Source organism: Peribacillus sp. R9-11 (assembly GCF_031345095.1).
Taxonomy (GTDB): Bacteria; Bacillota; Bacilli; order Bacillales; family DSM-1321; genus Peribacillus; species Peribacillus butanolivorans.
Genome location: NZ_CP133763.1, coordinates 2,302,861 through 2,328,960, shown reverse-complemented (window position 1 = coordinate 2,328,960; position 26,100 = coordinate 2,302,861). Strand labels below are relative to the sequence as shown.

General features: G+C 35.5%; 20 protein-coding genes. 4 read left to right on the top strand and 16 right to left on the bottom strand.

Annotated elements, in window-relative coordinates; all coding sequences use genetic code 11:
• Nucleotides 1–1,122: 1,122 nt before the first annotated feature.
• From RE409_RS11370 to RE409_RS11345, 6 genes are all read right to left on the bottom strand, one after another.
• Nucleotides 1,123–1,902 (bottom strand): hypothetical protein, encoded by a 780-nt coding sequence (locus RE409_RS11370; RefSeq protein WP_201180996.1) that lies wholly within the window; start codon nt 1,900–1,902, stop codon nt 1,123–1,125.
• Nucleotides 1,903–2,043: 141 nt separating this feature from the next.
• Complete coding sequence (locus RE409_RS11365) at nt 2,044–2,874, bottom strand: 3D domain-containing protein (RefSeq protein WP_201224856.1); 831 nt, start codon at nt 2,872–2,874, stop codon at nt 2,044–2,046.
• Between the two features lie 384 nt (nt 2,875–3,258).
• Complete coding sequence (locus RE409_RS11360; protein WP_201224857.1) at nt 3,259–3,507, bottom strand: biotin/lipoyl attachment domain-containing protein; 249 nt, start codon at nt 3,505–3,507, stop codon at nt 3,259–3,261.
• 17 nt (nt 3,508–3,524) lie between these two features.
• Nucleotides 3,525–3,815 (bottom strand): SAV0927 family protein, encoded by a 291-nt coding sequence (locus tag RE409_RS11355; protein WP_201224858.1) that lies wholly within the window; start codon nt 3,813–3,815, stop codon nt 3,525–3,527.
• Between the two features lie 35 nt (nt 3,816–3,850).
• Nucleotides 3,851–5,128 (bottom strand): Glu/Leu/Phe/Val family dehydrogenase, encoded by a 1,278-nt coding sequence (locus RE409_RS11350; protein ID WP_201181001.1) that lies wholly within the window; start codon nt 5,126–5,128, stop codon nt 3,851–3,853.
• 235 nt (nt 5,129–5,363) lie between these two features.
• A complete protein-coding gene (locus RE409_RS11345; RefSeq protein ID WP_057217832.1) occupies nt 5,364–6,710 on the bottom strand; it encodes an APC family permease in 1,347 nt (448 codons plus the stop codon).
• 389 nt (nt 6,711–7,099) lie between these two features.
• On the opposite strand from RE409_RS11345, the gene speB reads away from it, so the two are divergent.
• Both speB and RE409_RS11335 read left to right on the top strand, forming a co-directional pair.
• The gene (speB, locus tag RE409_RS11340) at nt 7,100–8,065 is read left to right on the top strand and encodes an agmatinase (protein ID WP_056523038.1); all 966 of its coding nucleotides are present in this window, start codon (nt 7,100–7,102) and stop codon (nt 8,063–8,065) included.
• 289 nt (nt 8,066–8,354) lie between these two features.
• A complete protein-coding gene (locus tag RE409_RS11335) occupies nt 8,355–8,708 on the top strand; it encodes a GNAT family N-acetyltransferase (RefSeq protein ID WP_201181002.1) in 354 nt (117 codons plus the stop codon).
• A 1,013-nt stretch (nt 8,709–9,721) separates the two neighbouring features.
• Here the strand turns inward: RE409_RS11335 and RE409_RS11330 are convergent.
• The 7 genes from RE409_RS11330 to RE409_RS11300 form a co-directional block, all read right to left on the bottom strand.
• Nucleotides 9,722–10,438 carry a FadR/GntR family transcriptional regulator gene (locus RE409_RS11330; RefSeq protein ID WP_201181003.1) on the bottom strand — a complete coding sequence of 239 codons (717 nt, stop codon included), beginning with the start codon at nt 10,436–10,438 and terminating at the stop codon, nt 9,722–9,724.
• 1,159 nt (nt 10,439–11,597) lie between these two features.
• Nucleotides 11,598–12,965, bottom strand: coding sequence for an MFS transporter (locus RE409_RS11325; RefSeq protein ID WP_309558968.1), 1,368 nt, complete (start codon nt 12,963–12,965; stop codon nt 11,598–11,600).
• Nucleotides 12,966–13,419: 454 nt separating this feature from the next.
• Nucleotides 13,420–14,586 carry a saccharopine dehydrogenase family protein gene (locus RE409_RS11320; protein WP_309558967.1) on the bottom strand — a complete coding sequence of 389 codons (1,167 nt, stop codon included), beginning with the start codon at nt 14,584–14,586 and terminating at the stop codon, nt 13,420–13,422.
• A gap of 23 nt (nt 14,587–14,609) precedes the next feature.
• The gene (locus tag RE409_RS11315; RefSeq protein ID WP_309558966.1) at nt 14,610–15,563 is read right to left on the bottom strand and encodes a 2-hydroxyacid dehydrogenase; all 954 of its coding nucleotides are present in this window, start codon (nt 15,561–15,563) and stop codon (nt 14,610–14,612) included.
• A gap of 47 nt (nt 15,564–15,610) precedes the next feature.
• Nucleotides 15,611–16,042 (bottom strand): Rieske (2Fe-2S) protein, encoded by a 432-nt coding sequence (locus RE409_RS11310; protein WP_201181008.1) that lies wholly within the window; start codon nt 16,040–16,042, stop codon nt 15,611–15,613.
• 26 nt (nt 16,043–16,068) lie between these two features.
• Entirely contained in the window at nt 16,069–16,614 is a 546-nt protein-coding gene (locus RE409_RS11305; protein ID WP_309558965.1) for an amidohydrolase family protein, read from the bottom strand.
• Nucleotides 16,562–17,212 carry an amidohydrolase family protein gene (locus tag RE409_RS11300; protein WP_309558964.1) on the bottom strand — a complete coding sequence of 217 codons (651 nt, stop codon included), beginning with the start codon at nt 17,210–17,212 and terminating at the stop codon, nt 16,562–16,564. The genes RE409_RS11305 and RE409_RS11300 overlap by 53 nt, the downstream gene beginning before the upstream one ends.
• A gap of 1,057 nt (nt 17,213–18,269) precedes the next feature.
• On the opposite strand from RE409_RS11300, the gene RE409_RS11295 reads away from it, so the two are divergent.
• Nucleotides 18,270–18,698: a hypothetical protein gene (locus RE409_RS11295; protein ID WP_242489109.1), complete on the top strand. Its 429-nt coding sequence runs from the start codon at nt 18,270–18,272 to the stop codon at nt 18,696–18,698.
• A gap of 642 nt (nt 18,699–19,340) precedes the next feature.
• Here RE409_RS11295 and RE409_RS11290 read toward each other — a convergent pair.
• Nucleotides 19,341–20,753 carry a glycoside hydrolase family 18 protein gene (locus tag RE409_RS11290; protein WP_201250882.1) on the bottom strand — a complete coding sequence of 471 codons (1,413 nt, stop codon included), beginning with the start codon at nt 20,751–20,753 and terminating at the stop codon, nt 19,341–19,343.
• Nucleotides 20,754–21,250: 497 nt separating this feature from the next.
• Here RE409_RS11290 and RE409_RS11285 point away from each other — a divergent pair.
• Nucleotides 21,251–22,584 (top strand): IS3 family transposase gene (locus tag RE409_RS11285; protein ID WP_201221481.1). Its coding sequence is split into 2 segments (ribosomal slippage): nt 21,251–21,623 and nt 21,623–22,584, totalling 1,335 coding nucleotides; the frame shifts between segments, so codons are not numbered across the junction.
• Nucleotides 22,585–22,788: 204 nt separating this feature from the next.
• On the opposite strand, the gene RE409_RS11280 is transcribed toward RE409_RS11285, so the two are convergent.
• Nucleotides 22,789–23,049 (bottom strand): hypothetical protein, encoded by a 261-nt coding sequence (locus tag RE409_RS11280; protein ID WP_201181012.1) that lies wholly within the window; start codon nt 23,047–23,049, stop codon nt 22,789–22,791.
• A gap of 19 nt (nt 23,050–23,068) precedes the next feature.
• Nucleotides 23,069–25,213 carry a transglycosylase domain-containing protein gene (locus RE409_RS11275; protein ID WP_309558963.1) on the bottom strand — a complete coding sequence of 715 codons (2,145 nt, stop codon included), beginning with the start codon at nt 25,211–25,213 and terminating at the stop codon, nt 23,069–23,071.
• Between the last annotated feature and the right edge of the window lie 887 nt (nt 25,214–26,100).

Sequence of the window (26,100 nt, the reverse complement as noted above, 5' to 3'; positions counted from 1 at the left end):
AGTTCAGATCATAAATGGCGGCTTTCCTTCCTCATCATTGTTAATGTATTCGTTAATTGTTTGATTTTGTATATCTCTAGTAGTCAAAGGTTTCAGACAGACTGACTTGAATATCAAGCAAATTCAATTTTATGTGAACTTCTCAGAGTTGATTTTTTCTAATTCTCGTAGTCAACTACCAAATATTAGCTAATTGTACTTACCCTAGCATGTCCATATTTCTTGGCGTATCCCACTTTTACACTTTATTTATGACCCTAAATTATGTCACCATACAATACCTTACCATTACTACACTATCAAAACGGGTGGCCTATACTTTTATGTTTTGGGTAAGGTTAGTTCAAAAAAAAAGAGACTGACTATAAAAAACCAGTCTAATGTGACGTCAGGTGCTTCCTCACGTCTTATATAAATTATGCAAATGTTTGGACAAGCGTTACTCTATCGATTTATTTATGACTAGTTCATTTTTGTTCTTGGTCAAAAACCTCATCCAATATGCATATATAGTATGTGGAGATAACAACAAAACATTTCTTCTATACGTCTATTACTTGGTAGATAGATATTAACAAGGTTTTGTTAAATGTTATTAAAATAATTCATTAAATAGCAAGGTCCCTCTACTATGTTTACTAAGTCACCAATGCTGATATATTATGTTCATTTTTACATAATCAATGGGAATTCACAGAAAAATACTACTCTATGGTAAAGAAAGTAGATAAAGAGAGATGGTCTAATGAATAAAAATAGACTATTTAAACATCTTTGAATGCTTCTTTCAATAGAGATTCCTAAAGATACTAATATAATATTGAAGAATTGGTTAAAGAAATAGAAAGTGAAGGAAAAATTAATTTAAGAGGATGTATTCAAAGAGAATGCTCGGTTTATTTACATGGAATGATTAAGTATGCACCCGAATAATCGGGTGTTTTTTTATTAAGGAAATCGGACTTCTTTTAACCGCCACCTGTTTCATAAAGAACTTAAAAGTAACAGATTTATTGTCATCCAACAGCATGGAAATCCAAATTCTGATTAACTTTCACTTAGTTCTTTTCTTTTCCCTATTCAACATTTATGTTAGGAAATTAAACACTACTACACTACTCATCATTTGCCTTTGATAAATTTTCTGAAATTATCGTAATCAGTCTTAATGTAATGAAATACCTTTGCGTTGCCGTCATGATCTGGATGAGTTATTTTTAATAACCCTTTATATTCTGCTATCACGTCTTTATTACTCGCCATTTTTGCAAGTCCCAATTTTTCACTATAATCATTTGATTGATTATTGGAGTCGAAATTGTAATTGTCTCTTTTGTTTTCTTTTACTTTTATCAATTCATTACGTAATTCAATATTTTCTTTTAATAAATCCTTTGTTTCAATTTGTAATTTACTTTTCTCATTCTTTAGTATTACAACTTCCTTTTTAAACTTATCTCTTTGCTGGATTAATATTTTTTTTGCAGACTCATGAAGTTCTTCAATTCCTTTTATATGCTTATCTTGTGCTTGTATTTTTAATTTTAATCTGTGAATGATCTCGTCCTTATTTTGATCAATACGATCATTTATTGACACCTTTGAGACTGTATCATTAATTATGTATCCAGTTTCCCTATTCCCGTTTCCCTCGTATTTAATCTTACCTTCACGCATCCAACGTCTAACAGTTTGAATACTAATACTTTCTGTTATTCCTGCATCTTTTAACAGGTCAAATGCTTGATCTGTGTCATCAATTATGTATCCAGTTTTTCTATTCTTGTTTCCCCCCTCGTATTTAATTTTACCTTCACGCATCCAACGTCTAACAGTTTGAATGCTAATACTTTCTGTTACTCCTGCATCCTTTAACAGGTCAAATGCTTGATCTGTGTTCACGATGTTCCCCCTTTCACTCTTATTACGCATGTAATGTTATTTATTGAGCGATATTAGACTATTAGAAAAAACGAGTCGTTTTTTGTACCTCGCCGCAACGAAGAAAAAGATATTTTCTAAACAATCAATTATATGATTGAGTTAATTCAAGACTTGTATTTTCACGTTTTTAACGCCCCAATTTAAAGCATCCTGCTCATTAGGAATAAAGATATCTACTCTATTTCCTTTTATAGCACTGCCGGTATCCTCTGCCGTTGCGTAGCCATAGCCTTCCACATACACTTTTGATCCAAGTGGGATGACAGATGGGTCAACAGCTACTACTTTTGCATCCGGATTTGCTTTTAAGTCGATTCCAGTAGCTGTAGTGCCGCTACAACCTTGACAATCAGCAGTATATGCAGTTGCTCTTACAGTAATCTCTTTTTCTATGCCTGATTGATTCGTAAATTCACTGTTAGATACTGTTTTTTCTTTTTCTGCTTTTTCAGCTGGTGCTGCTGGCTTTGCTTGCTCAGCTGGTTTCGTTTGCTCAGCTGGTACTGCTGGTTTCGCTTGCTCAGTTGGCGCTGCTGGCTGTTCAGGCTTAACACTCGCTGCCTCATCTTTGTACGTCCCAGGTTTAATAACTAGTTCCTGCTTTGGATGGATTGTATCTGAATTTAAACCGTTCCAAGATTTAAGGTCATTTACTGATACTTGATATTTGCCTGCAATTTCCCATAACGTGTCCCCGGACTTGACCTTATAATGCTTTTCTTGAGAAATATGTAATGTTTCTCCTGAATAAATCGTGTCTGAAGACAAATGGTTCCAATCCTTAATATCTTCTATTGATACTTTATACGTTTGAGATATCCCCCATAATGTGTCTCCATCTTTCACATTGACATCTTCTGCTTGTACCGGAATAGTGAATGCACCTGATATTGCAGCCGCTGCCGCTAACGATAAGATTGATTTTTTCATATGTTGTTACCTCCTTGTAAGCTAGTAAGTTAGCTAATTTTTTCAATAATAGCATAGTTATTTGCTATACAAAGAACAAACAGATAAAGAATAGATGACAGATATCACAGAAGGATAACGAAAAGATATCAAATTTTAAAATAACACTAGAATAATTAATCCTATATGTCCGTCGTATCAAATCACGACACCACTGGACGGAGTTTGGTTGTTTTACTGGTCCGCACCATCCAGATAGACTATCTTCCAGAAAGAAAGTACTTCAAGAAATTGCAAACATTTGTCCAACCCCATTATTGCTTCATATGTAATTTCACACAGCCCTTATCCAGAAAGCAGATAAAAAAAAGAAGATGATTCAGTTCATCTTCTTTTCTCTATATATTAATCGCTACCGGTCACGAATAAATCTTCTTTAAAATAGGCGAGGACCTTGCCAGCTTCCACTTGTTCCCCCTCCAGTACCTCCAATGATTCTATCTCACCGCTGACACCAATATGGATGATTTCCTCACGTCCATCTGCCGTCTTAATATGGAACAATGGTTCCCATTCGTAGAATCCGGAATTTTTGGTTATTAAAACTTTTTCAACTTTACCATGACAAGGACTAAGAATCACATCAACGTACATATATTTCACTCCATCCTTCAATATTGTTCAAAATGAAATTGGGATTGTAAGACTGACTTGAGAAAGTATTGAAATTCAGAAATATCTTCTTGTTCAATGCCAAGCTTCGGAGCCCAGTACTGATCTAAATGAATATCATCGGCACACATTAGGATCATTCTCCCGCTTTGAAGGGAGGTGACCATTGCTTTACCTAAAAACTGAGCCGAGTAGGCAATAGTCACATCATATCTATAATTTTTTGACAATAAGCAATAATGATGAATAGCCTGGTTTTCTTTATTTTCAGAAATAATATCAAAATTCAACTGATTGCCTCCTTTCTTGTAAAGCCCTAATTAGTTTAGAACCTGACCCACCCTCGGAGCCGGGATGCTTCTGCTATTTTACGAATCCCTTCTATATAAGCAGCAATTTTCATGTTCACGGAAAATTTTTGAGAAGTATGATAGACATTCAAAAAGCTGGCTGTTATCTTTTCTTTTAAACGTGTATCTACAAGTTCTTCTGTCCAGTAATATCCTTGATTGTTTTGGCACCATTCAAAATATGAAACAATCACTCCTCCTGAATTCGCCAAAATATCCGGGACTAGTAATATACCTTTTTCATCGAGAATTTTGATTGTTTCCTTTGTTGTCGGTCCATTTGCTGCTTCAATTAGGATTTCACATTGCAGTCGTTCGACATTATCTTTATTTATCACTCCGCTAATAGCTGCGGGAATTAGCACATCACACTCTTTTTCCAATAATTCTTGATTGGATAATGAATCTTTAAATAAGTTCGTAACGACTCCATACGAATCCCTGTTTTCCAAAAGGTAAGGAATGTCTAAGCCGTTTGGGTCATATAATCCGCCAAGCTCATCCGAAATCCCGACAACCTTAGCTCCCAATTCATGCAAATACATTGCCAAATAACTTCCAACATTCCCGAATCCCTGAATAATTACCCGCATACCCTGAATAGGCATTTTCTTTAAATCACTTACCATTTGAAGAGTATATAATACTCCCTTGGAAGTAGCTGTTTCTCTGCCCTTCGATCCTCCTAATGACAATGGCTTACCCGTAATAAAGCCGGGTGAATCAAACTCCCTGATATGATCATATTCATCTAGCATCCAGGCCATTATTTGAGAATTTGTATACATATCCGGTGCAGGAATGTCCTTGGTCGGCCCAACTATTTGACTGACTGCCCTGACATACCCTCTGCTTAATCGTTCTAGCTCAGACAAACTCATCTGTCTGGGATCACAGACAATGCCACCCTTTGCTCCTCCATATGGAAGATCTGTTATTCCGCATTTCAAACTCATCCAACCCGCCAAAGCCTTAACTTCTTCAGGAGTGACATCCGGATGAAACCGAATCCCTCCTTTCGTTGGACCGGTTGCATCATTATGTTGAGCCCGATACCCTTGAAACATCCTTGTCTCACCGTTATCCATTTGGATAGGAATACAGACTTCTAAAAAGCGCATTGGTGTTTTTAAAAAATCAAAAACCTGATCTGGGTAGTCCAAAACATCAATTGCTTCTTTTAAGATATCCTGGAATTCTTGCAGAGAATTATCCTTTTCGCGTTTTTTAATCCCCTCAGTTTTAACTGCCATTTTAGCACCTCATTTTTTATTCTTATAAATTATAAAGCAATTTCCGTGCCAGCTTTAACCATGTTGCTGGTTGGTAGTATATCGCCACTTTCCTACATGGATTCACGCTTCATTCATCCAGACTATATGTATACATTCATAAGCAATTCAAATTTGCATAATGTTAAAATATGATGATGAAATAAACAAATAGAAAAAACGCATCCTTTTTAAAATGCGTTTTTCCTTTCAAACTCTATAACTGAATTTCTTCAACTTGATATTGAGGTGGAGCTGTTCGGAATGCCTTCGTGATAAATAATAGATAACAAAAACCAATTATAAACCAGCCTAACCCCATTATTAGTGAGCTAGTCTCAAGATTAATCCAGAGAATAGCAATTGAAATAGCTCCGATTAAAGGCATAATTAAATAATTGATACACCCTTTAATAGTTCGATGCTTCTTCTCTCTGAAGACAAAATGGCTGATCACTGACAGATTTACAAAAGTAAATGCCATTAATGCACCAAAGTTAATCAGTGATGCGGCAGTTACTAAATCAAAAAACAAAGCCGACAAAGAAATGACTCCAACTATGACAACATTAATAGCTGGTGTTTTCCACTTAGGGTGGATAAATCCAAACCATTTTTCCGGAAACACTTTATCCCTGCCCATAACATATAAAAGACGTGAGACACTGGCGTGTGAAGCTAGTCCTGATGCTAGCGTATTGACGAAAGTTGCACAAAGAAAAATGGATTGGAACAGCTTCCCACCTACATAAAGGGCGATTTCCGGTAAAGCAGCATCTGGTTCCTTAAAACGGGACATGTCCGGGAAAAAGAGCTGAATAAAGAATGAAGAGGTGATGAAAATAATTCCACCCCAAAGGGCCGTTAAAAAGATCGCTTTCGGAATCGTTTTTTTCGGATCTGGTGTTTCTTCTGAAAGTGTTGTTACAGCATCAAACCCCAAAAAGGAAAAACAAAGAATGGTTGCTCCAGTTATTATAGCCGAATAGTCCATTCCTCCATTTATGAAAGGCTGAATTGTAACCACTTCGCCTGTACCTTCTCCATTATGCAAGCCTTTGACAACAAGAATAATGAACACCACCATGATGGCAATCTGAATTAAAACAAAAAGGGTATTAAAGTTAGCAAGTACGTTAACACTCCGGAGATTGAGAATGGTGACAATCCCTACAAACAATACTACCCATATCCATGTTGGAACTTCTGGAAATAATGCTGTGAGATAGATTTTGGTCAACAATGCATTTACCATAGGCAAAAATAGATAATCTAACAACGAAGACCAACCTACCAGGAATCCTAAATGTCGGTTAATTGCCTTTTGCGTATAAGTATAGGCAGAACCAGCTGTCGGGAAAACTTTTACAAGTTTCCCATAGCTTGCGGCTGTAAAAAGCATACCCACCAATGCAACGATATACGCTGTTGGGACGTGCCCCCCCGTAATTCCAGATACAATACCAAATGTATCAAATACGACCATGGGCGTCATATAAGCTAACCCCATCATAACAATTTGCCATAATTTTAGAGTTCTTTTCAGTTTAGCACCATTTTCCACCTATCATTCCTCCTTGTAATCGCTTTCATTTATTAGGATTAACACATCTTTAATAGATTTAAAGACCTCCCCATTTTTCAAATTTTCAAATATATCTAAATGCAAATTCTGTGCCAAATGGTTACCTGTTTACTTAAATACATGAATTTCGCAATAATAAGCTTTTAAATTATGCAATATTGGACAGCGTATTGGATTTTATTCACGAGAATGAAGTAGTACATCGCCTTCCGATAAGCGATTCAATTTTTCATAGATTATGCGCTCCTTCATAACTCCTGCAAATAATATCTAGTTAGAACATATAGATATCACTTAATAGCGACTTGGCATGATATTTGCATTGTTTCTCTACTATGAAAGAAATAAGAAAATGGAGGAATACAAAAATGAAATATCCGTTATCTCCTGACGTAAAACCAGAGTTTTGTACGACCGGATCATTCATGCGCTTACCTGCTTCAAGAGAAAATGCCAAATTGGCAGTATTAGGTATACCTTTTGATACAGCTGCTTCATTCAGGGTAGGAGCACGGTTTGCCCCACAGGCAATCCGCCAGGCATCTATGACCTTGTTTCCTTACCATCCGATACACAAGGTGTACCCATTTGACGATTGTAATGCCATTGATATTGGGGATATTTCAGTGATTCCCCATAATATACACCGAAGCTATGAGTTAATTGAAAGTGCGATGACAGACTTAATGAAAGAAGGAATCATTCCAATAGGTATTGGCGGGGATCATTCTGTAACATTGGCAAACCTGCGAGCTGCCGCAAAAGTACATGGACCTGTTGCAATGCTCCATTTTGATTCACATACTGATACCTGGGATACCTATTATGAAGAGAAATATTGGCATGGTTCCCCTTTTATCCGTGCATATGAGGAAGGTTTGCTCCAAACGGATAAAGTTTTCCAAATTGGAATTAGAGGGACGCTCAATCATCCAGGAGATATAGATTCCAGCACGGATCTAGGATACAACGTGATAACTACGCCTGAACTGAAGGAAAGAGGAATCGAGGATGTATTGAAAGAAGTCAAGAAGACCATTGGGGATACACCATGTTTCTTGAGCTTTGATATAGATTTTGTGGATCCATCCTGTGCCCCTGGTACAGGCACCCTAGAGGTCGGCGGTCTAAACAGCTTTGAAACCCTAGAGATGATTCGTTCTCTGCAGGGATTTAACTTTATTGGATTCGACCTAGTGGAAGTCCTCCCCCCCTATGATCCAACACAAATCACATCACTATTGGCAGCCACTATCATTCATGACTTTGCTAGTTTAGTAGCCTTAAAGATAAAAGAAGAAGAACTAGAAAAATCAACCCAAAATCATTCATAATATTGTTATTAGAATCTTGTGACATTAACATAAAGAAGCAGGAACCTTAACTATGTTCCGCTTCTTTTTTTATCAGCTAGCGATAAGGCCCTCATTTTCAAAACGAACCAATTCGTGAGCGAGTGTAGGTTAAGTGGGTGATGAATCTCTAGATTGATAAAGATTCAACTGAAATAGAAGCATTTTTAACTAACAAAAATTTTGGACAGGTCTATATGTCAGAAAATCAATCTGCATCTATTTATGGAAGGCGAAGCAATAAAAATTAAAAAAGATAGGAGAAATTAATATGAAAATACCAGTGGAAAATATTGTAGAGTTAACTGTAGAACATCAATTCTTACAGGCTTATCCGATAATAAATCAGTTACATACTGATTTGACTTTAGAGGAATATCTAGAATTATTAAATGATATGCGTAAGGATGGTCAACAGTTATTTGCTTTATATCATGATACAAGCATCGTAGCTTTAGCAGGTATTAGCTGGCATGAAGATTTGTATAATGAACGCTATGTATTTGTACAAGATTTGGTTACTGATGTAAATCATCGCCCTAGTGGCCTTGGATATAGGCTGCTCAGTTATATACATAATTGGGCAAAAGAACAGGGTGCTGAATATATTTCATTGGAATCTTGATTTCAACGTCTTGATACCCATCAATATATCAAAAAAATTCGGCTATACTATATTGTGTTTTCCGTTTAAAGTACAATTTTCAGGAAGGGCTAGTACCTATTAGGTGTAGCCTTTTTTCGTACCTAAAATTACCTCATATCCTACCTATGATATTTTGAAATTTGAATAAGGGTTAGCTTTTAATGAATTTTTATAGTTTTTATAAAAATGAAGTTTACTTAAACACTTTGATTTTGATGAAAAGTTGATTTATCAATGTTTTTCATGAATTTCTTATCAAACTTAGTTTCACTTTATAACAAAAATTACATGTAGATGTAATGGAAAAGAGCCTTAGTTGAAGTATCGCCATAGTATTAATAAAAATTCCATTTACACTAAATAATTATTCTCCCGACTACTTTTTTGACGAGTTCCTTCTTTAATTAAATAGTACTAATTTTAAACTACTTTCGTATTGCTTCATTAAAGGTCGTCTTTTTAACGTCTAACTCCCTAAGATTCCCAAAAATAGAGTAACCGTTTAGGTTACCCTTTCTAAGCTTAATTGCTATTATCTTTATCGGGTCACTCAAAGGAGACCCTTTTTATGGCTGTGTTTCTGGCTCCTAGACTAAAATGTCAAGATAGTAAACATAGTTACCGATTGCTACATCAAAGAGTTCAAATTCTGACATGCTTAAATAAGATTGGCCAAGAATTATCACCCTTTATTTCTTCTTTCCGCTAGGAATATCTGAAAGTAAAATTTCCCCTTCCTCGCTTACCCAATGATGATCTATTATATCACCACTAAATTCCTTCCCTTGCTCAGAATCAATATAATAGTGTTCTGCTTTGCGAAAAGAGCTTCTGGAAATTCCCTCATATTGCTTTTATAAGAGCCCACACTAATAGCTAATTTATGATAATACAGCTCTCCGACGTTTGGCAGCACTGGAGTTAGAAAGGTAGTAGCAGTAAAAATGCATATTTACTATGAAAAGCACACAATTAGAATTATTTTTAAAGATTTAAAGATCATCTAAATCATCTTCATCTATTCTTGGAAGTTCTGGTTCGATACCTTGGAAAATCATTTTCAATTCATTTTCTAATGAATCTAAGTGTTCTGTCATGATTTTCTCTGCATATTCAACATCTTGATCTTTAATTGCTTTAAAGATTGAAAAATGTTGGGCATAAATTGCCTTATCCATTCCACTGTATTGTCCTAATTTTTCTCTTGTGATAGATAAGACCTCTATAAATAAATCGGATGCCGCTTCCATCATTATTGAGAGAACCTTATTTTGACTGGATTTTACTATATAAGAATGAAATTTATGATCTGCAGCTACACTCTTCTGAAAATCATTTTCAATGAATGCCTGTTTCATTTCTTCTAATATTACAGATATGATCGCCAGGTCATTACTTGTTCTCCGGATTGATGCTAATTTTATTGCTTGAACCTCAATGATTTTCCTAGTTTCTAACAAATCAAATATAGTGACACTATCCAAAGCCATTGTATAGGATAGGGTATGATATATCCCTTTCAACTCAGGTTCCTTAATAAAGGTACCACCAGCCTTCACTTCAACCATACCAAGCATTTCTAATGATTTTAAAGCTTCTCTTATTACTGTCCGGCTAACCTTTAACTGTGTAGACAATTCGCGTTCAGATAGCAATCTATCTCCTGGTGATAACCCACCTTCAAGAATTAAGTGTCTAATTTCCTCCATTATTTTTACGTACGACTTTACTGAAGACTCTTTACTTAGTTTAATTTTCAGTACCCCCTTTTACTCTCTTAATAAAATATATTTCTATAGTTTTTAGCTCATAAGCTAATTCAACTTTTGGTCAGACCAGGTAGTTATTCCCAATTATTATACGGGACTTCTAGTGGTATTTCAAAGTATTTTATATTATTCAAACTATTTCTAGATTTTTTTTATGAAATAACTTTTATATTATCTTTGCCTGTTTTCCTTGATCATTTTAATCCTCTGATTAAGTACTCCTACAGTTAAAAAAACACCAAAAGCACAAATAAGCCGCCAAAGATTTGCTCATTCGTTATTTCCCCTCCCAATAAAAAAGCAAGAAATTGCAGTAAAGGTAGGAATTAAATTCAAAAGAAACTCCTGACTCTTTTAGTCCGATTTCCCTAACTGATACATTCTGCCTTAGAAATTTCTAGCCCTCCAACAAACGCGAAGGGGCAAAAATGTCCATAGAATAACGGCTATTACCATTAGTAGGGCACCTTTATATTTAGTATAAAAAACCCAGACAAGTTTCCCTGTATCAATATAACTAATACTCCTATTATTGAGATGACCAACCCCAAAACTATTGAGATAACTTCTCTTTATGTTAGGATGTGATACTTGTGAGGAATATTAGAGTTTGAATCTACCTAATACTGGCCAACTATTTTCGGTCAGGTAATTTTATTTCTGGAACCTATATCTTTTCGTAGATGTCACCAATCTGGACCACTTTCGCACGTTGGTTATTAACATTGGTTTTATTAATAATAATTGTGTTTACCAAAAAGCCTAAGTGGGAGGGTTATAACGTACCCCTTTTAACAGAACTTGAGCATACCACGGTAACGAATGCTGCTTTAGTTAGTCCTTTACAACCAGGATTACCCTTCTTTTAGGGAGTATCTTTCCCAATCAAATTTTTTATATAAAAAGAAGTCATCCTAAACTTATAAAATAGCTTTGTATAGCTACTATGTTAAGAAGACTCCTAATTTTTTTGAATAATGATAAAGTGTTATCTATCTTTATAAAAAAAAGAGAAAGCAGACTTCTTTTATAGTCTGCCAATGTAACTTCATTTTTCATTTTTTACTTTCAAAAAAATTTTTTTAAGTTACGTTTTCTTTTAATAGTTTGATACATCCTCTTTTTCATCCATTTTGCTCGCTTTATCTTGGCTCGCTTCTTCTAAGCTAAGGTTCTTTGTTTCAGGTGCCATAAAGACGGATACTAGTAATCCGATAACGTTCAATCCTGCTGCTATTAGCATCGTGGGTCCAACTCCAAATGTTGCTAAAGCAATTGGTAAACCGAATGTTCCAACTGAGGCACCAATTCTAGTTACTGTTGTAGCAAATCCAACTGCAGTCCCTCTAATTTCTGTCGGGAATAGTTCATTTGGATAAGCCCATTCAAGAATAGCAGGAGCTCCTGCGAAAAATGCATACATAAAGAACAAACTAACGATGATCCAACTGCTTGCTTCAGGTGCTAACCCCAGACCAAGCAGGGCGATTGTGGTAAAAAAGAATCCCCCGATACAGAGAGATCTCCGTCCAATGCGATCAATAAAGAACATAGAGACCGTACATCCAATTAAAAACATGAATGAAATTAATGCCGATCCAATATGGGACAAATCCCCTTTATTTAAATTAAAGGTTTCTAACAAAGTTGGTGCAAATGTATAAATCGCAAACATCGGGATTAATTGAAAATTCCAGAATAACATGACAAAAATCGTACGTTTTCGATAGGCGGGCGAAAAGAGTTTCATAAGACTTGGTTTTTGAACTGGTCCTGAAGGAATATCTTCTAGTGTCGTGGATTCCCCATAGATATTTTTCATGATTCGTAATGCCTTTTCTTTCTGTCCTTTGCTTAAAAGCCATCTTGGTGATTCAGGAGTATTTAAACGCATTAATATAACAATTATTGTGGGTATAGCACTTGATCCTAACATCCATTTCCAAGCATCTGGTCCTAAGGTTAATAAAAAGTAGCCTGCAAAGTAAGCGACAGTTGCACCCAAATACCAAGATATAGTAAGGAATCCGATCATTTTTCCTCGATATTTTTTAGGTGCAAATTCAGTTAACAACGATGTGGCAATTGGATAATCAGCCCCTATGGCTATACCTAACAACACTCGGATAATAAATAGCTGTTCGACATTTGTTGCAAATATTTGAAGTATGGATAGAACAAGAAATGCTATTAGATCCAAACGATACATACTTTCTCGGCCAACCCTATCCGTTAGATAACCGAATATTATTCCACCAATGAATATTCCAATTAAAGCAGAAGAACCCAGTAGCCCGTTCCATAAACCGTTGATTTCAAATGATTGATTTAATGGGATTAAAGCCATTGCAACGATGCTAAGTATATAACCATCAAGAAAAGGACCACCTGCTGTAAATATTGTTAATTTCATGTGGAATTTCGTTAATGGTGAATCATCAACAATATTACGCGCTTTGGTTGACATTACTATTTCCCCCTTTGATTAAAAGGTTTCTTTTTTTTCTTCATAATAATTTGCGCTTCATTTCTATTTTGTTCCCATTTTTCAAAAATCTGTCTGGATGAAAGGTGGGTAAAATGAATTTTGCAAATAGCCCAAAAATTATAACACTCTCAATAGCTTGTATGATTAAGAAATACATTATGAAGAACTAAGAAGGAAAAGTAATGCTTTACTGGATTAAGGATTTTCGTTATTAAATTGACAAACAAAATCGCATTTTTAACGAAAATCCATAAAATATCACGAATTAATGGTAAAATACTAAACTGAGCCCCCACAAATAATTATTACTAATGATATTGAACCAAAGCAAGCGATTTTCAGGACATCAAATTAAATACGTTGTCTGCCGGTAAATCATTTTTATTAATGTCGTAAAACGTAATAGAACCACGTTGTATTAAATATTTTATTTTTACAAAGTATGTTCAACCTTATTCGAGTATACTTCCATACCTCTTAACGCTAATTCTTTAAAGAATGCAGTGGTTTCAATACATTTTTCCGGAGGATATACACCTTTTCGTTTAACTTGGCCCTTTGCAAGCATTTGAGCCACAATGGATGGAGGTATAGATGTTTTCAATGCTCCAGCAGGAATATTCCATTTCTTTTCACTCCCAACATAAACCTCAACTACAACTTTCTCTTTCCGACCATTTTTTTCACCTGTTACGTCAACACGAGTTACACTATACTGATCTTTATCCACTTTTGGTTGTATAAGTTGATTAGCAACAGTTAGTAATGCTTGCCTTGGAGATACCTCAACCCCACCCATATTAATAGGTTCCTTACTACCAAATCCAAGCTGAACTAAAAACTCCACTTTCTCATGGAACTCCTTTGGAAGAGCAATGCTGAAGGTAGTATTTTTACAACCCTGGTCTTTAAATGAATCATAGAGTGTAACGGGCTCAGGATGAATTGTATATACAGGATTTGCAAGGCCAATCGGTTCCTTAAATTCAACAGGTCTAGAAATAAGTGGATCAATTTTCGTTATTTCACCATCTTTTACAATCACTGGATTCAAAGTATATTCGTCGATAATAGTATCTAGCATATATGGTGTAACTAACGGAGAAGAATATTCTGTAAAATCCTTCATGGCAATTGTAATATCAATATCAGATACTGTATCTAACTGTTCTACCCCTGCTAATGCCATCATATTTGAAATTCCAGGACCACTTCCCATTCCAAGGACGGCTGTGATCCCGTTTGCCTCAAATTCTTCTGTCAATTCTAGTTGTTCTGCAGTTTCTTTTGGCCAAGCACCAAGGTCTACATAATTGACTCCCGCCTTTAATGCTGCCCTGGTTACATTTGGACATAGAAAAGCTGGACCGCTATTGATAATAACATCAAAGTCTTTAATGACATTGTCAGTTTCTTCTTCTTTAAGAACATTAATCTGCTTGGCTGTTAAACGTGGATCTCCGATTTGCTTAGCTCTTTCTTCTGCTTTTTCTATTAAAATGTCAGCAACCATAACCTCTGTAACTTCATCATTTTCTAACAAATCATAAATTGTCCCTAATGCTTGGATTCCCGCTCCACCAATAACTATAATTTTCATCTTAATTCCCCTCTCTTAATAAATTAAATAACAACATTTTGATTGATTCCCTTAAAAAATTGAACTAGATTATTTATTGCTATAATAAAAATTTCTTTTGAAGCCTCGGGTGTATTAAATGCAATATGCGGACTAAGAACTACATTTGATATTGATAGCAGCGGGTTATTTTTCAAAATAGGCTCTTCATCAAAAACATCAATACCAGCGCCTGCAATTCGTGATGAAGAAAGAAATTCAACTAATGAAATTGTATCGATTAATTCTGCTCTTGATGTGTTAATTAGATATGACTCTCGTTTCATCAGTGAAAGTTCCCTTTCGCCTAATAGTTTCCTCGTTTGTTCAGTTAACGGCAGATGAAGTGAAACAAAATCTGATTGTTCTAGAAGCTTTTCTAAGCTAGTAAATGTTACACCTAATTTTAGGGCTCTTTCTTTATTTGGGTTAAAAGTCCAACAAATGACATTCATGCCAAGTACCTTACATAGTTCAGCCATTCTCTGCCCTATTCCACCCAATCCAATCAAACCGATTGTTTTTCCCTTTATCTCCATGATCATCTTGGACTGATCCCAAATCCCACTTGTTACATTTTTGTGGTTCTGGTTAATATTTTTTGCTAGCGAAAACATTAATCCTAATGCATGTTCTGCAACTGAATTATCTGCATATCCAGGGGTATTTGTAACTGTAATACCTCGAGACGCTGCAAATTTCAAATCAATGAAATTAGATGCACCAATCCCGGTAAATGAAATGATTTTCAATTTAGGGCATTTAGCAATAACCTCATTCGGTATTAACCATCCCAGAAGTATCCCATCGGCATCCTTTACCCTGTTAACAAACTCTTCTTGAGTTTCTGGTCTTCCTTCATAAACACGAATTTCGGCAAACTGTTGTAATGGATCGAGAAGTTCATCCGTTAGTAATTTTTTAAATTGCGGATCTGCATCTGGATATACTATTAACACCTTTATCACCCCCTTACCAACTTCTCTACTAATTTGAGAAACTTTTATTAACAGATATGAGTGAAATGACAGTCTTTAAGTACTATGTTTTCAGGCTTTCTTTTTAGATATAGTACAATATCCTTTTCTTCTTTTTTTACATCGTAGGTTAGAAGGGAAACCTGATTAGGTGAAAAAAAGGACTTTCCCGTTTTCAAATCAAATTCCCATCCATGTAATGGACATTTAATTATTTCATTTTCTAACCCATATTTATATTCCTGAGGATTAGAGGTCACCATTGTACCCGTTACTGGTCCGTAAACCATGGATATCCCTTGGTGTGGGCATTCATTTCGAAAAGCGTATATTTTTTCATCTACATTTATGATTGCTATTTCTAACTGGTCTACTTTAATTAGTTTTCTTTCTCCAGGTTTTAGTTGATCAGAAGGAAATAAAACAACACGATTTTGACTTTGTGTATTTTCTACTTCCAAGAATAATTTACCTCCCTTAAAAAAAATTAAAACCTAAATGTTTCCAAAGCATTTTCATAGTATATTTTGCGTTTTAAATCATCTGGGAACCGAAGAAAAACTCTTTTGAGATTGTCTCCATCCCAATGAGGATAATCACTGCAAAATAATAGCATGTCCTCTGCATTTACCATTTGAATCATTTCTAGAAGATGATTTGGCTTAAATGGTTCCTCAATTGGTTGTGTGCCTAAACGAATATTTCTTCTGATGTATTCACTTGGAGGTATTTTCAACCAAGGAACTTCCTGCCTTAGCCCCTTCCAGTTTTTATCTAACCTCCACATTAAATGAGGTAACCAGCTAACACCGTATTCAATAAAAGCAAACTTCAATTTTGGAAACTTCTCGAAAACTCCTTCAAAAACTAAGCTCGGGATCTGCCTCATTGCAATGATTGGCAAAGTAGAATGCCATTCGATGTATGTTGATGCAGGACCAATCGCCTGATCAGGAGAGTATTCTGCCGTATTCTCTGCATCAGGATGAACTACAATAGGAAATAGGAAGTCCGTACTCCTCAGCAATTTCATAAATGGGCCAAAAATGACGCTTACCAAACGGGATGTTAACTACGCGTAAGTTAATTCCGACTATTCCAGGTTTACGACCAATTCTTTCTATTTCTTTAACACTTTGTTGTGGGTCTAAAGGGATTACTTCCATAGTCATTTTGAATCTTTTGTCACTTTTTATCCAACGATCGTAAAGCCAGTCATTCGTTGCTCTTGTGTATTCTGCTGCAAGGTTAACATTATGATAAGCTCCCATAGTTCCATGACCAATATTTAGAATACCGTGTGTCGTGTTATAACGATCAAATAAATCCTCTGTTAAAAATTTAGGGTCCGACCCAGGTATACCTCCACAAGGAGGTATCGCATCAGTCCGAAGTACATGTCCCGGATTTCCATATCTGCCCTTTGGAAATTCAAACCCACCATTATTTTGATTTTTTAACCTATCATTCTTAAATTTACCAATATTAAGTTGTTTTTGATATGCTTCATCAAGATATAGAACTAATTCATCAAGTGAAGACAAAAATGGGTGAACATCACAATCAATTAAACTAAAAGAACTCTTTACATCAAAATTGGTACTTTGGTTCTCCTTTGATAATACATCCAATCGTTTCCACCCTCTTCATTGTTAAAGTTATCATATCTTTAATATATCAACTCCTCTCAAGGTGAAAATTCAAAATGAAACCGTTTACATTAATCCATAATTTACACTGCTAAGTTGGTCTGACCATGGAATACCGTAATTATAAACCAGAAAATTACATTAGTCAAAATATTTTAAATATTTTATTAACTAATTTAATTAACATAAAATTTGCCTATGGACTACCCTTTAGTTATTTATATGGGAAAGAATATTTGATACTAAAACGAGAAGTAGCTGGGGCTGCATTGTGAAGATAGGTATTTTTCAAGGAAGGAGAAATCATCTAAAACATGGAGGGAAATTTAACAAGCCAAGAGGGCAATCGAATAGAAGGCATATTAATACAAATGAAACCAATTTGTAACGCAGGCATCCTTTATTACTCTTTTAGAAGGGTGAAAACAGAGCTTTATAATACCTTCAATTTATCTCCATATTTTATAACCAAAACTCATTATTACGAAGTAATGTTTTAAAACAAGGTAATATTTAAATAGGAACCGTTTTATATCCAAATGGTTCCTATTTTCATTGCTATAAATTCCAAATTTTCTTTAAAACTAATAGGTACTAACACTTTATCCCCATATACCTTACTACCTTATGATGTGATAAGCACGGATCTAAACTTAACCCTATTGTTTTATGCATAGCGAGATTTACTCCTAAAAACTTTTAAAAGTCTTCACGTAACCGCATAACTCTTCCTCCTTTTTTATTTTTTATACAAAACAATCTTAATTATTCGTTATTTTAACTATTGAATCAATTCATAGGGACGCGACATAAAACTTTAGAATTTCAGAGTCCATTTTCAAAAATGATTATGACACTAACTGTGTTTGTGTTTGACGTTGTAGTTCTAAATTAATTCGATTAACACCGTTGTTGATTTAAACCCTCCTGATTTGAGAGAACGGTTAACAGGTGTTTAGATTAAATTGGAAAAAATATTGAGTGCAAAAATCTGCTGTGACTCTACATCCATTTTATTTCGCTGCTTTACAACAACATCGTGAGCTTATCTGTGATTGAAGATGAAGTTGATACAGTACATTTTTTGTATAAAAAAAAGTGGAAAGGAGAAGGTAATATTGAAAGTAAAAAGCCAATAGAGAGGACGATAAAAATGAATCAAAAGTGGTTAAGACTATTATCAGTTGTTTTTCTTTCTGCCATGATGTTAATGGGTTGTAATACTACAAATAAGGATAATAATCCAGCTCCTCCTAATAAAGAAGAACCAGTTGAAGATCCTAAGGATGCAACTGACCCAGATAATATCGATGATAATGACGGGGGCACTAATACAGAAGATCCGATTGAAGACCCTAAAGATGCAACTGACCCAGATAATATCGATGATAATGATGGGGGCACTAATACAGAAGATCCGATTGAAGACCCTAAAGATGCAACTGACCCAGATAATAAAGATGAATAATAATTTAAATAAGTAAACAGCAATAAGTATTAATACCGTTTGTTTTCAAAAATGTAAAAACGCTGACCATAGTCAGCGTTTTTCAGTTTGACGTTTATTTAAATTTGTAGAAATAGCCTAAAGAGACATTGATATTCACCTTACTATGTTTGCGCTTCAGTAATTTCTTATACGGCTTGTTTAAAGCATTCTTCATATTGTAGCTGATTCCCAGCAAATTGTTTAATGGGTATTAATAAGTTCCGAGCATTTTGCTAACAATAAAAACATAATAGAGGATAAATTTTTGTTCTCAAACCTCTTTACATGTTAAAAATTAACCTTTGTTCAGCAAAAATCATTCCATCGCAGTCGTTAATTTCCCAAAGATTCGCCCCTTAAATAAGCTGTCTGTGTATACCCTGAAAATTGGGCATGGCAGCAACTTCCTGCAATGCATGGACATATGAAGTAACTTTTGCTTCTTCTCATCCACATTTTACAAAAAGGGCATTAAGATTTAATAGTTGTGATTATAAATGAGGATATAATGATTGTTTGATTCTTATTCTGCCAAAAACGCTCACTTTGTTGACCCCATGTCAGGCAAAAAGCAATGATGAACTTCTAGGGCGGGCAATTTCAATGCTATTAAAAAACACCTTACAATTTTCGTACAATAAATGTATCTCCAAGTAATTCCCAATTCTGAGGGAAAGGATAACCAAGTACCCAATAACTGAGACCCCTTGCCCTGTAACTCTTCACCAGGTCGAATTTGGCTTTAGCACTGCGTGCGTCCTCAAACCAAACTTCATGTGTGCGTCCCTGACTGTCTTTGTATCTATAATAAGGTGATTGGGCTGTCTCGTCATATTTTATTTCTACATTATATTGGGTGGCACGCCTGATGGCTTCCTGCATGTCGAAAGTCTCTGCTTCTTGACCCTCTATATGAGGAACAAGCCAGTCACGTGCATAAATTTGAAAGCCTATAAAGATTTTGTTTGTTGGAATCACTGTAACTGCATAGTCTAGAACCCGCTTGATTTGATTAATGGGAGAGATAGCCTGTGGCGGTCCCTTTCGGTAACCCCATTCATATGTCATCAGCACAACGAAATCGAGCAGCCGTCCGTGAACTGGATAATCATGTGCTTCAACTAATAATCCCTTTTGATTGGCACTAGTTTTTGGGGCAAGGGAGGAGGACACAAAGTAGCCTTCAGGACGCAATCGATCCACTGCTCTTTGGAGGAACCGATTGTAGACATCACGGTCCTCTGATGCTACACTTTCAAAGTCGATATTCAATCCACGGTAACCTTTATTTTTCATCGTATTTATGACATTGGTCAATAATTTTTCCACTAAACTTAAATCAGAAAGTATCGTATGTGCAAGCTTTGTTCCCGCTTCAGTCGCGGAAAAATTCGTTATGCACATCATGGGTACAACTCCAGTTGACTGCGCCGCTTGTATGGTCGGGTTGTCATCAATGACTTCTAAACTCCCATCTTGCCTCATTCTATAACCAAACGGACTTACGTATGTCAAATCGTAGGCTACTTCACGTACCTGCACCGCACCACTTTGCCCATAAACGTTTGTAAAACCATTCACATCAATCGTGGGTTTCGGTTTCTGGGGAATCTTTACTATCTGTCCGGGATAAATACTAAAAGGGTCTGTAATTCGATTAGTCTGCATAATGGATTGAACTGTTGTTCCATAACGTCTTGCTATGTCATAAAGTGTATCTCGTTCCCTTACTGTATGAAAAATGACCGGAATGGTGAGTCTTTGTCCTGGATAGATATTAGAAGGATTTGTGATGCGATTCGTTTGCATGATTTCCTGTAAGGTTGTTCCAAACTGAGTCACGATTTTTTCGAGAGTATCCCCTGGTTGAACTCTGTACTGAAGATAAGGTTCAGGAATCAAAAGTGCTAGGCCAATCACTAACTTTTCGGGATTTTCAAGGCCATTAATCCTAACTATTCGGTTGGTGCTGACACCATATTGCTGGGAAATCTTCCACAAGGAATCCCCCTTATTCACCACATGGATTTTCAAATGCACTGCCCCGCTTTCCTTCATATATTTCATTCATTTTATTCCTTGTAAAGACCTTATATGCTTCATGGTGGTTTCGTTATTCCATAATGCTCAGTTTTTTCGCTCTTCTAGCTTATAATTATTACAACAAATTTCTGGTTATTTAAAGTACATACAAGAAACCGTGCTACATTTTTTATCCCAGATCATTGCTCCTACAATTCAGTCATTTTAACCATCATTGTATATCTTTTACGAAATGGAGAACATTAACTTTGAAGGGCGAAACGTTCAGGGCTCCCAACACTTCATCTCCCTGACTCTCGTCCTTCATGTTTTTTCTACATTCTATTGTTGGGTTATATGAGGTATCCAATGGTTTCCATCAATTAAAAATACAAAAAAGCCCTTTTTTCTGAACTATACCCCGGATAACGGACACACATAAAAAAGTGTCCCTTATCCGGGTTTTTTTATGTTTCAATAGATGTAATGAGTATGGACGGAGGGTTTCTATGAGTAAGAATATATATACTGAATTTCAGATTAAAGAACTTGAAAAGAATCCAAATATCATTAGTGCTTCCGAGCGATCTATTTCCTATAGTCCTGAATTTAAGACAAAAGCTGTTAAGGAATATAAAAAGGGGAAAGCCCCCTCTCAAATTTTCATTGACCAGGGAATTAATCTCGAAATAATTGGAAAGAAACAACCCAAACGTTGTCTACAGCGCTGGCGTAGTACCTTTGAAAGGTTTGGTGAGGAAGGCTTCCTTACGGAACGCCGTGGAAAAGGAAGTACAGGACGCCCCACTTCCAAGCCACAGTCTGTAGAGGATCAACTTAGGAAGGCCGAGGCGAGAATCAAATTCCTTGAAGCAGAAAATGACTTCCTAAAAAAGCTGGAAGAGCTAGAAAGGCAGGCTCTGAAAAAGAAATGATTCTAACTGCTGCTGAGAAGTTCTATCTGATTGAAAGGACGATCAGAATACACCAATTAAAGAAGGCTGTTTCTTATCTATGCAAATTGGCTGGTGTAAGTCGAAGTGGCTACTATGATTGGTTAAAGGCAGCTCCTTACCGTGAGCTTCGTGAAGAACAGGATGAATTGGACATAAAATTGATCAGAAATATCTTCATCAGTAAAAAGGAAAAAGTAGGCGCCCTCCAAATCAAAATGATTATGGAGAATGACTACTCGGCCGTAATGAATCATAAGAAAATCAGACGGTTGATGACAAAATATAATCTCCTAGCGAAAATCAGAAGGGCCAACCCGTATCGGAAGATGGCCAAGGCAACCAAGGAGCACCTTACTTGTCCAAACCTCCTTAATCGTGAATTCAATCAGGAGGTGCCAGGGAAGGTCCTGCTTACTGACATTACCTATCTTTATTATGGGAAAGGCCAAAAAGCGTATTTATCCTGCGTAAAAGATGCCGCCACAAAAGAAATCGTTACGTACCATTTATCTACTTCATTAGAAATGGATATCGCTTACGAGACTTTAAATAAGCTAAAGCAGGCTGTGTGTCACGAGTTCCACCCGAGTGCAATCCTTCATTCTGACCAGGGGTTCCATTACACCCATCCGCTATTTCAACGCAAAGTGAAGGAACTTGGGATAACCCAATCCATGTCCCGCAAGGGAAACTGTTGGGATAATGCGCCAATGGAAAGTTTCTTTGGCCACTTTAAGGATTTGGCAGAATATAAAACATGTACTAATTTAACGGATGTGAAGGAAGAAATTGATCGAGTTATTGAAGAATATAATGAACATCGTTATCAATGGGGGCTAAAGAAAATGGCCCCGGTACAATACCGGGACCACTTATTAGCCGCTTAGGCACTTTTTTATACTGTCCGTAAAATGGGGCACAGTTCATTCATCTACTAAGGGCTTTTTTTGTTCATAAAAGTGTACTTTTTCGAATGAGGTAAAATTACATTTTCCAAATTTTATGAGCTAACGGTATCTATTACATTTATTACAAAAAGCAAACCGCATGTAAGGTTCAATAGCTATAGCTAGTGTTACTCATCCAAATGGTTACACTACACTATATTTTTCATTGACATTTATAGGTTGATAGTCTTTTATCCTTAACCTTTTATCTGCATAGGCAAGATTTTTCAAACATTCTATTCGAACTTTTTCGTCACATACAAAGTCGTATAAAATTTCATTTTCTAATCTTGAATATATTAATGAGATTTCATCTTCTTTAGTCCATTTTCCCATTCGACTAATTTCTAAGTGTCTTAGCATTTCTTGTTCAAAGTATTCTACCGTACCGAACAAAACAGTCATTATAATTACTCCCCCTTCCTTATCCATGATTCTCCTTTTTTTCTTTCTTAACTTTGTTTTTTTTATCATCTTTTCCCTTATTTTTTTTCTTATCTTTGTTTTCTTTATTTTTGTTTTTTATTTCTTTTAAATGTTTTTTATTTTCATGGCTTTTGTTCTCTTCAATTTTTGGTGCTTTGATTCCACTTTGGTTTTCATTATCTTGTTTTCTCTTTTCTTCTTTAGCCTTTACTTTCTTTTCTAATTGTTTTATATAGTTGCCTCCAAGTAATGATAGGTCAAACCCTTTAGTAGGGACCTCATTGCCAGATTTCAATAAAATCTCTTTAAAAATAACAGTAGCAGTTCCACTACTGGACGATGAGAGATAATGGGTTTGATCTGTTTTGTCGTATCCTAACCAAATGGCTCCTACAACTTGCGGAGTATACCCTACAAACCAATGATCCTTCGCTCCATTTTGCGTAGAAAATGGCAGTTGTGTAGTTCCTGTTTTACCGGCAATTTCTCTACCTTCAATCTGAGCCTTTACCCCTGTTCCTTCGTTTACAACACCTTTCAGCATAAAAGTGATTTTTTGGGCAACAGATGGTTCTGTTACTCGACTTTCTTTTTTATTCCACTTTCCGAGTGTTTCGCCACTGGCGTTCTCGATGCGTTGAATACCATGTGCTTCTACCATAATTCCATCGTTAGGGAAAGCGGAAAAGGCTTGTGCCATTTGCAATGGAGAAGTTCCTTTGTTCATACCCCCTAAAGCTAGACCGGGAATATAGTCTTTTTGTTCCAATGTGACTCCAAAACGTTCCACTGCCTTGCCCCCGTACTCTAGTCCTATCTTTTGCAACAAACAGACAGCTGGTACATTATAGGAATGAACTACAGCATCATACATAGAAACGCTACCGCGAAATTGTTTGTCATAATTCTGAGGTTGATATCCATCAATATTAAGGGGGCTATCTTGTAACATATCAAAGATGTCATAGCCTTGTTCCAACGCAGGGGTGTATACTGACAATGGTTTCATTATTGACCCTGGTTGTCTTTTTAATTGTGTTGCACGATTATACTGGCGGAAGCTGTGCTCTCCTCTTCCTCCAATAAGAGCATTGATTCCTCCTGTCGAAGGGTTAATTAAGATTGCCCCACTTTGAATCAATCGATCTGGCTGACTTTTTGGAAACATATTTTCACTTTTATATACCTCTTCAACAGCATTCTGCATCCTAGGATTTAATTCTGTATAAATCCGGAGACCACCTGAAAGCACTTCGTTTTGTGTGAGATGATACTTATTAATTGCCTCATCAATAATGTTATCTACATAATGAGGATATTTCCCTTTATAGTCTTCTGTTTTCTTTCCTTCTAACACTATCAATTGTTGCATGGCTTTCTCTAAATCACTTCCGCTAATATAGCCTTCATTCTTCATAAGTGACAATACAATATTTCTACGCTGAATTGCCTTGTCGTAATTTTTAAATGGCGACAGGATAGAAGGTGCCTTAATAAGTCCTGCTAGCATTGCGGACTCACTTAATGTTAATTTGTTTACGTCTTTTCCAAAGTATACTTGAGCAGCCCGCTGAATTCCCCAAGCACCTTCTCCAAAATAGATTTGATTTAAATATCGTTCCATAATCTTATCTTTAGAGTATGTCCGTTCAATTTTTTTAGTAAAAATGAGCTCTTTGAACTTTCTTGTATATGTACGTTCCTGGGTAAGAAATACATTTTTAGCTAACTGTTGTGTTATTGTACTTCCCCCCGCTACAATTCCCCCACTAAATAGATTCTTAACCATAGCTCTAGCAATACCTACGTAATTAATACCATGGTGATCGTAAAAACGCTGATCCTCAGTTGAAATGACTGCATTTATCAAATCGCTAGGAATTTGTTTAATACTAACTCCCTCAATATTTGAAGTCGAAATCTTACTTGCAACGCTTCCCGCTTGGTCGTAGATAATTGTCGGTTGTGGTACAGGATTCTCTAATTTACTTACATCAGTGGTCCAAATAAACATATTAAGAATAAGTAAAACGCATATAGTAAATGTTGTAACTATGGCCATTATCTTTAATAGAAGCTTTTTGGAATACCTCTGATTCCATATCTTTCTTAATGCAAATTTTCGTTGTTGTCTCTTATCCATTCTCCCCATGCTATGTAACCGCCCTTAAATAAAATCAATATAAAAGAATAATATAATCGTTCAGGAAAATGGAGTTAAACCCTATCCAAAAGTTAAAAATATAAGTAATATCATTTTAATCAAACGTACATAACGTATAAAAGCAGCCTTAAATATATCCTTACCTTTGTCGTTATTCAGATTTATAAACATAATGTTTTCAATCGTTTTTAGCAACTCTAGTAAAACGTCTTCTGATTTTTCATCCAAACATTTTGTTACTTTCTCTCATTTCACATCAGTATCGAGGGTAAACAAACACTGAATTCTATCAATAAATGAATCACTTCTTTCTTTTCCTATATCAAATTATTTCAGAATATTTACAAAGACCGTTATTGATAGTCATAATACATTTATTTTTGTATTTTATATAAACCAAATTAAAAACATTATTGCATATACTATTTTCAGATTTCCATACTTAATAAACTTCGAAAGATTTTACTTTTTTATAGGTGTAAAGACATTATATTTTTTAAAATTGTATTTGAGACAATATACAACAGGGGAATTATACATTTTTTCACAGAACATTCTTTGTGTACTATTCCATCTATTAAAGAGAACTTATACAATCAAATAGAACTTAATCTTAACGTTATTATCAAGGTTATGTATTAAGTCAACTCTTAGAATATTTAGTTATGATAAGAGTTTTAGGATGAAAAACATTGACCTAAATCCAGTACAACCCATTTTTTAAGATGGTCTGTACTGATTTAAAAGTGTACTTTTACGACCGGGTAAATAACTTCTATCTTGAACAACCCTAATCGAATAATTTCGCACATGCATTTCCTGTGCTCTAATCTGTTTTAAAAGGGTATACCCAAAATAACATTTGG

Coding starts and splice junctions, on each gene's coding strand:
- RE409_RS11275 (WP_309558963.1), bottom strand. CDS start 25,213: ATGGATAAGAGACAACAACGAAAATTTGCATTAAGAAAGATATGGAAT.
- RE409_RS11350 (WP_201181001.1), bottom strand. CDS start 5,128: ATGGCAGTTAAAACTGAGGGGATTAAAAAACGCGAAAAGGATAATTCT.
- RE409_RS11280 (WP_201181012.1), bottom strand. CDS start 23,049: ATGACTGTTTTGTTCGGTACGGTAGAATACTTTGAACAAGAAATGCTA.
- RE409_RS11330 (WP_201181003.1), bottom strand. CDS start 10,438: ATGGAGGAAATTAGACACTTAATTCTTGAAGGTGGGTTATCACCAGGA.
- RE409_RS11320 (WP_309558967.1), bottom strand. CDS start 14,586: ATGAAAATTATAGTTATTGGTGGAGCGGGAATCCAAGCATTAGGGACA.
- RE409_RS11305 (WP_309558965.1), bottom strand. CDS start 16,614: ATGAAATTGCTGAGGAGTACGGACTTCCTATTTCCTATTGTAGTTCAT.
- RE409_RS11360 (WP_201224857.1), bottom strand. CDS start 3,507: ATGTACGTTGATGTGATTCTTAGTCCTTGTCATGGTAAAGTTGAAAAA.
- speB (WP_056523038.1), top strand. CDS start 7,100: ATGAAATATCCGTTATCTCCTGACGTAAAACCAGAGTTTTGTACGACC.
- RE409_RS11365 (WP_201224856.1), bottom strand. CDS start 2,874: ATGAAAAAATCAATCTTATCGTTAGCGGCAGCGGCTGCAATATCAGGT.
- RE409_RS11325 (WP_309558968.1), bottom strand. CDS start 12,965: ATGTCAACCAAAGCGCGTAATATTGTTGATGATTCACCATTAACGAAA.
- RE409_RS11335 (WP_201181002.1), top strand. CDS start 8,355: ATGAAAATACCAGTGGAAAATATTGTAGAGTTAACTGTAGAACATCAA.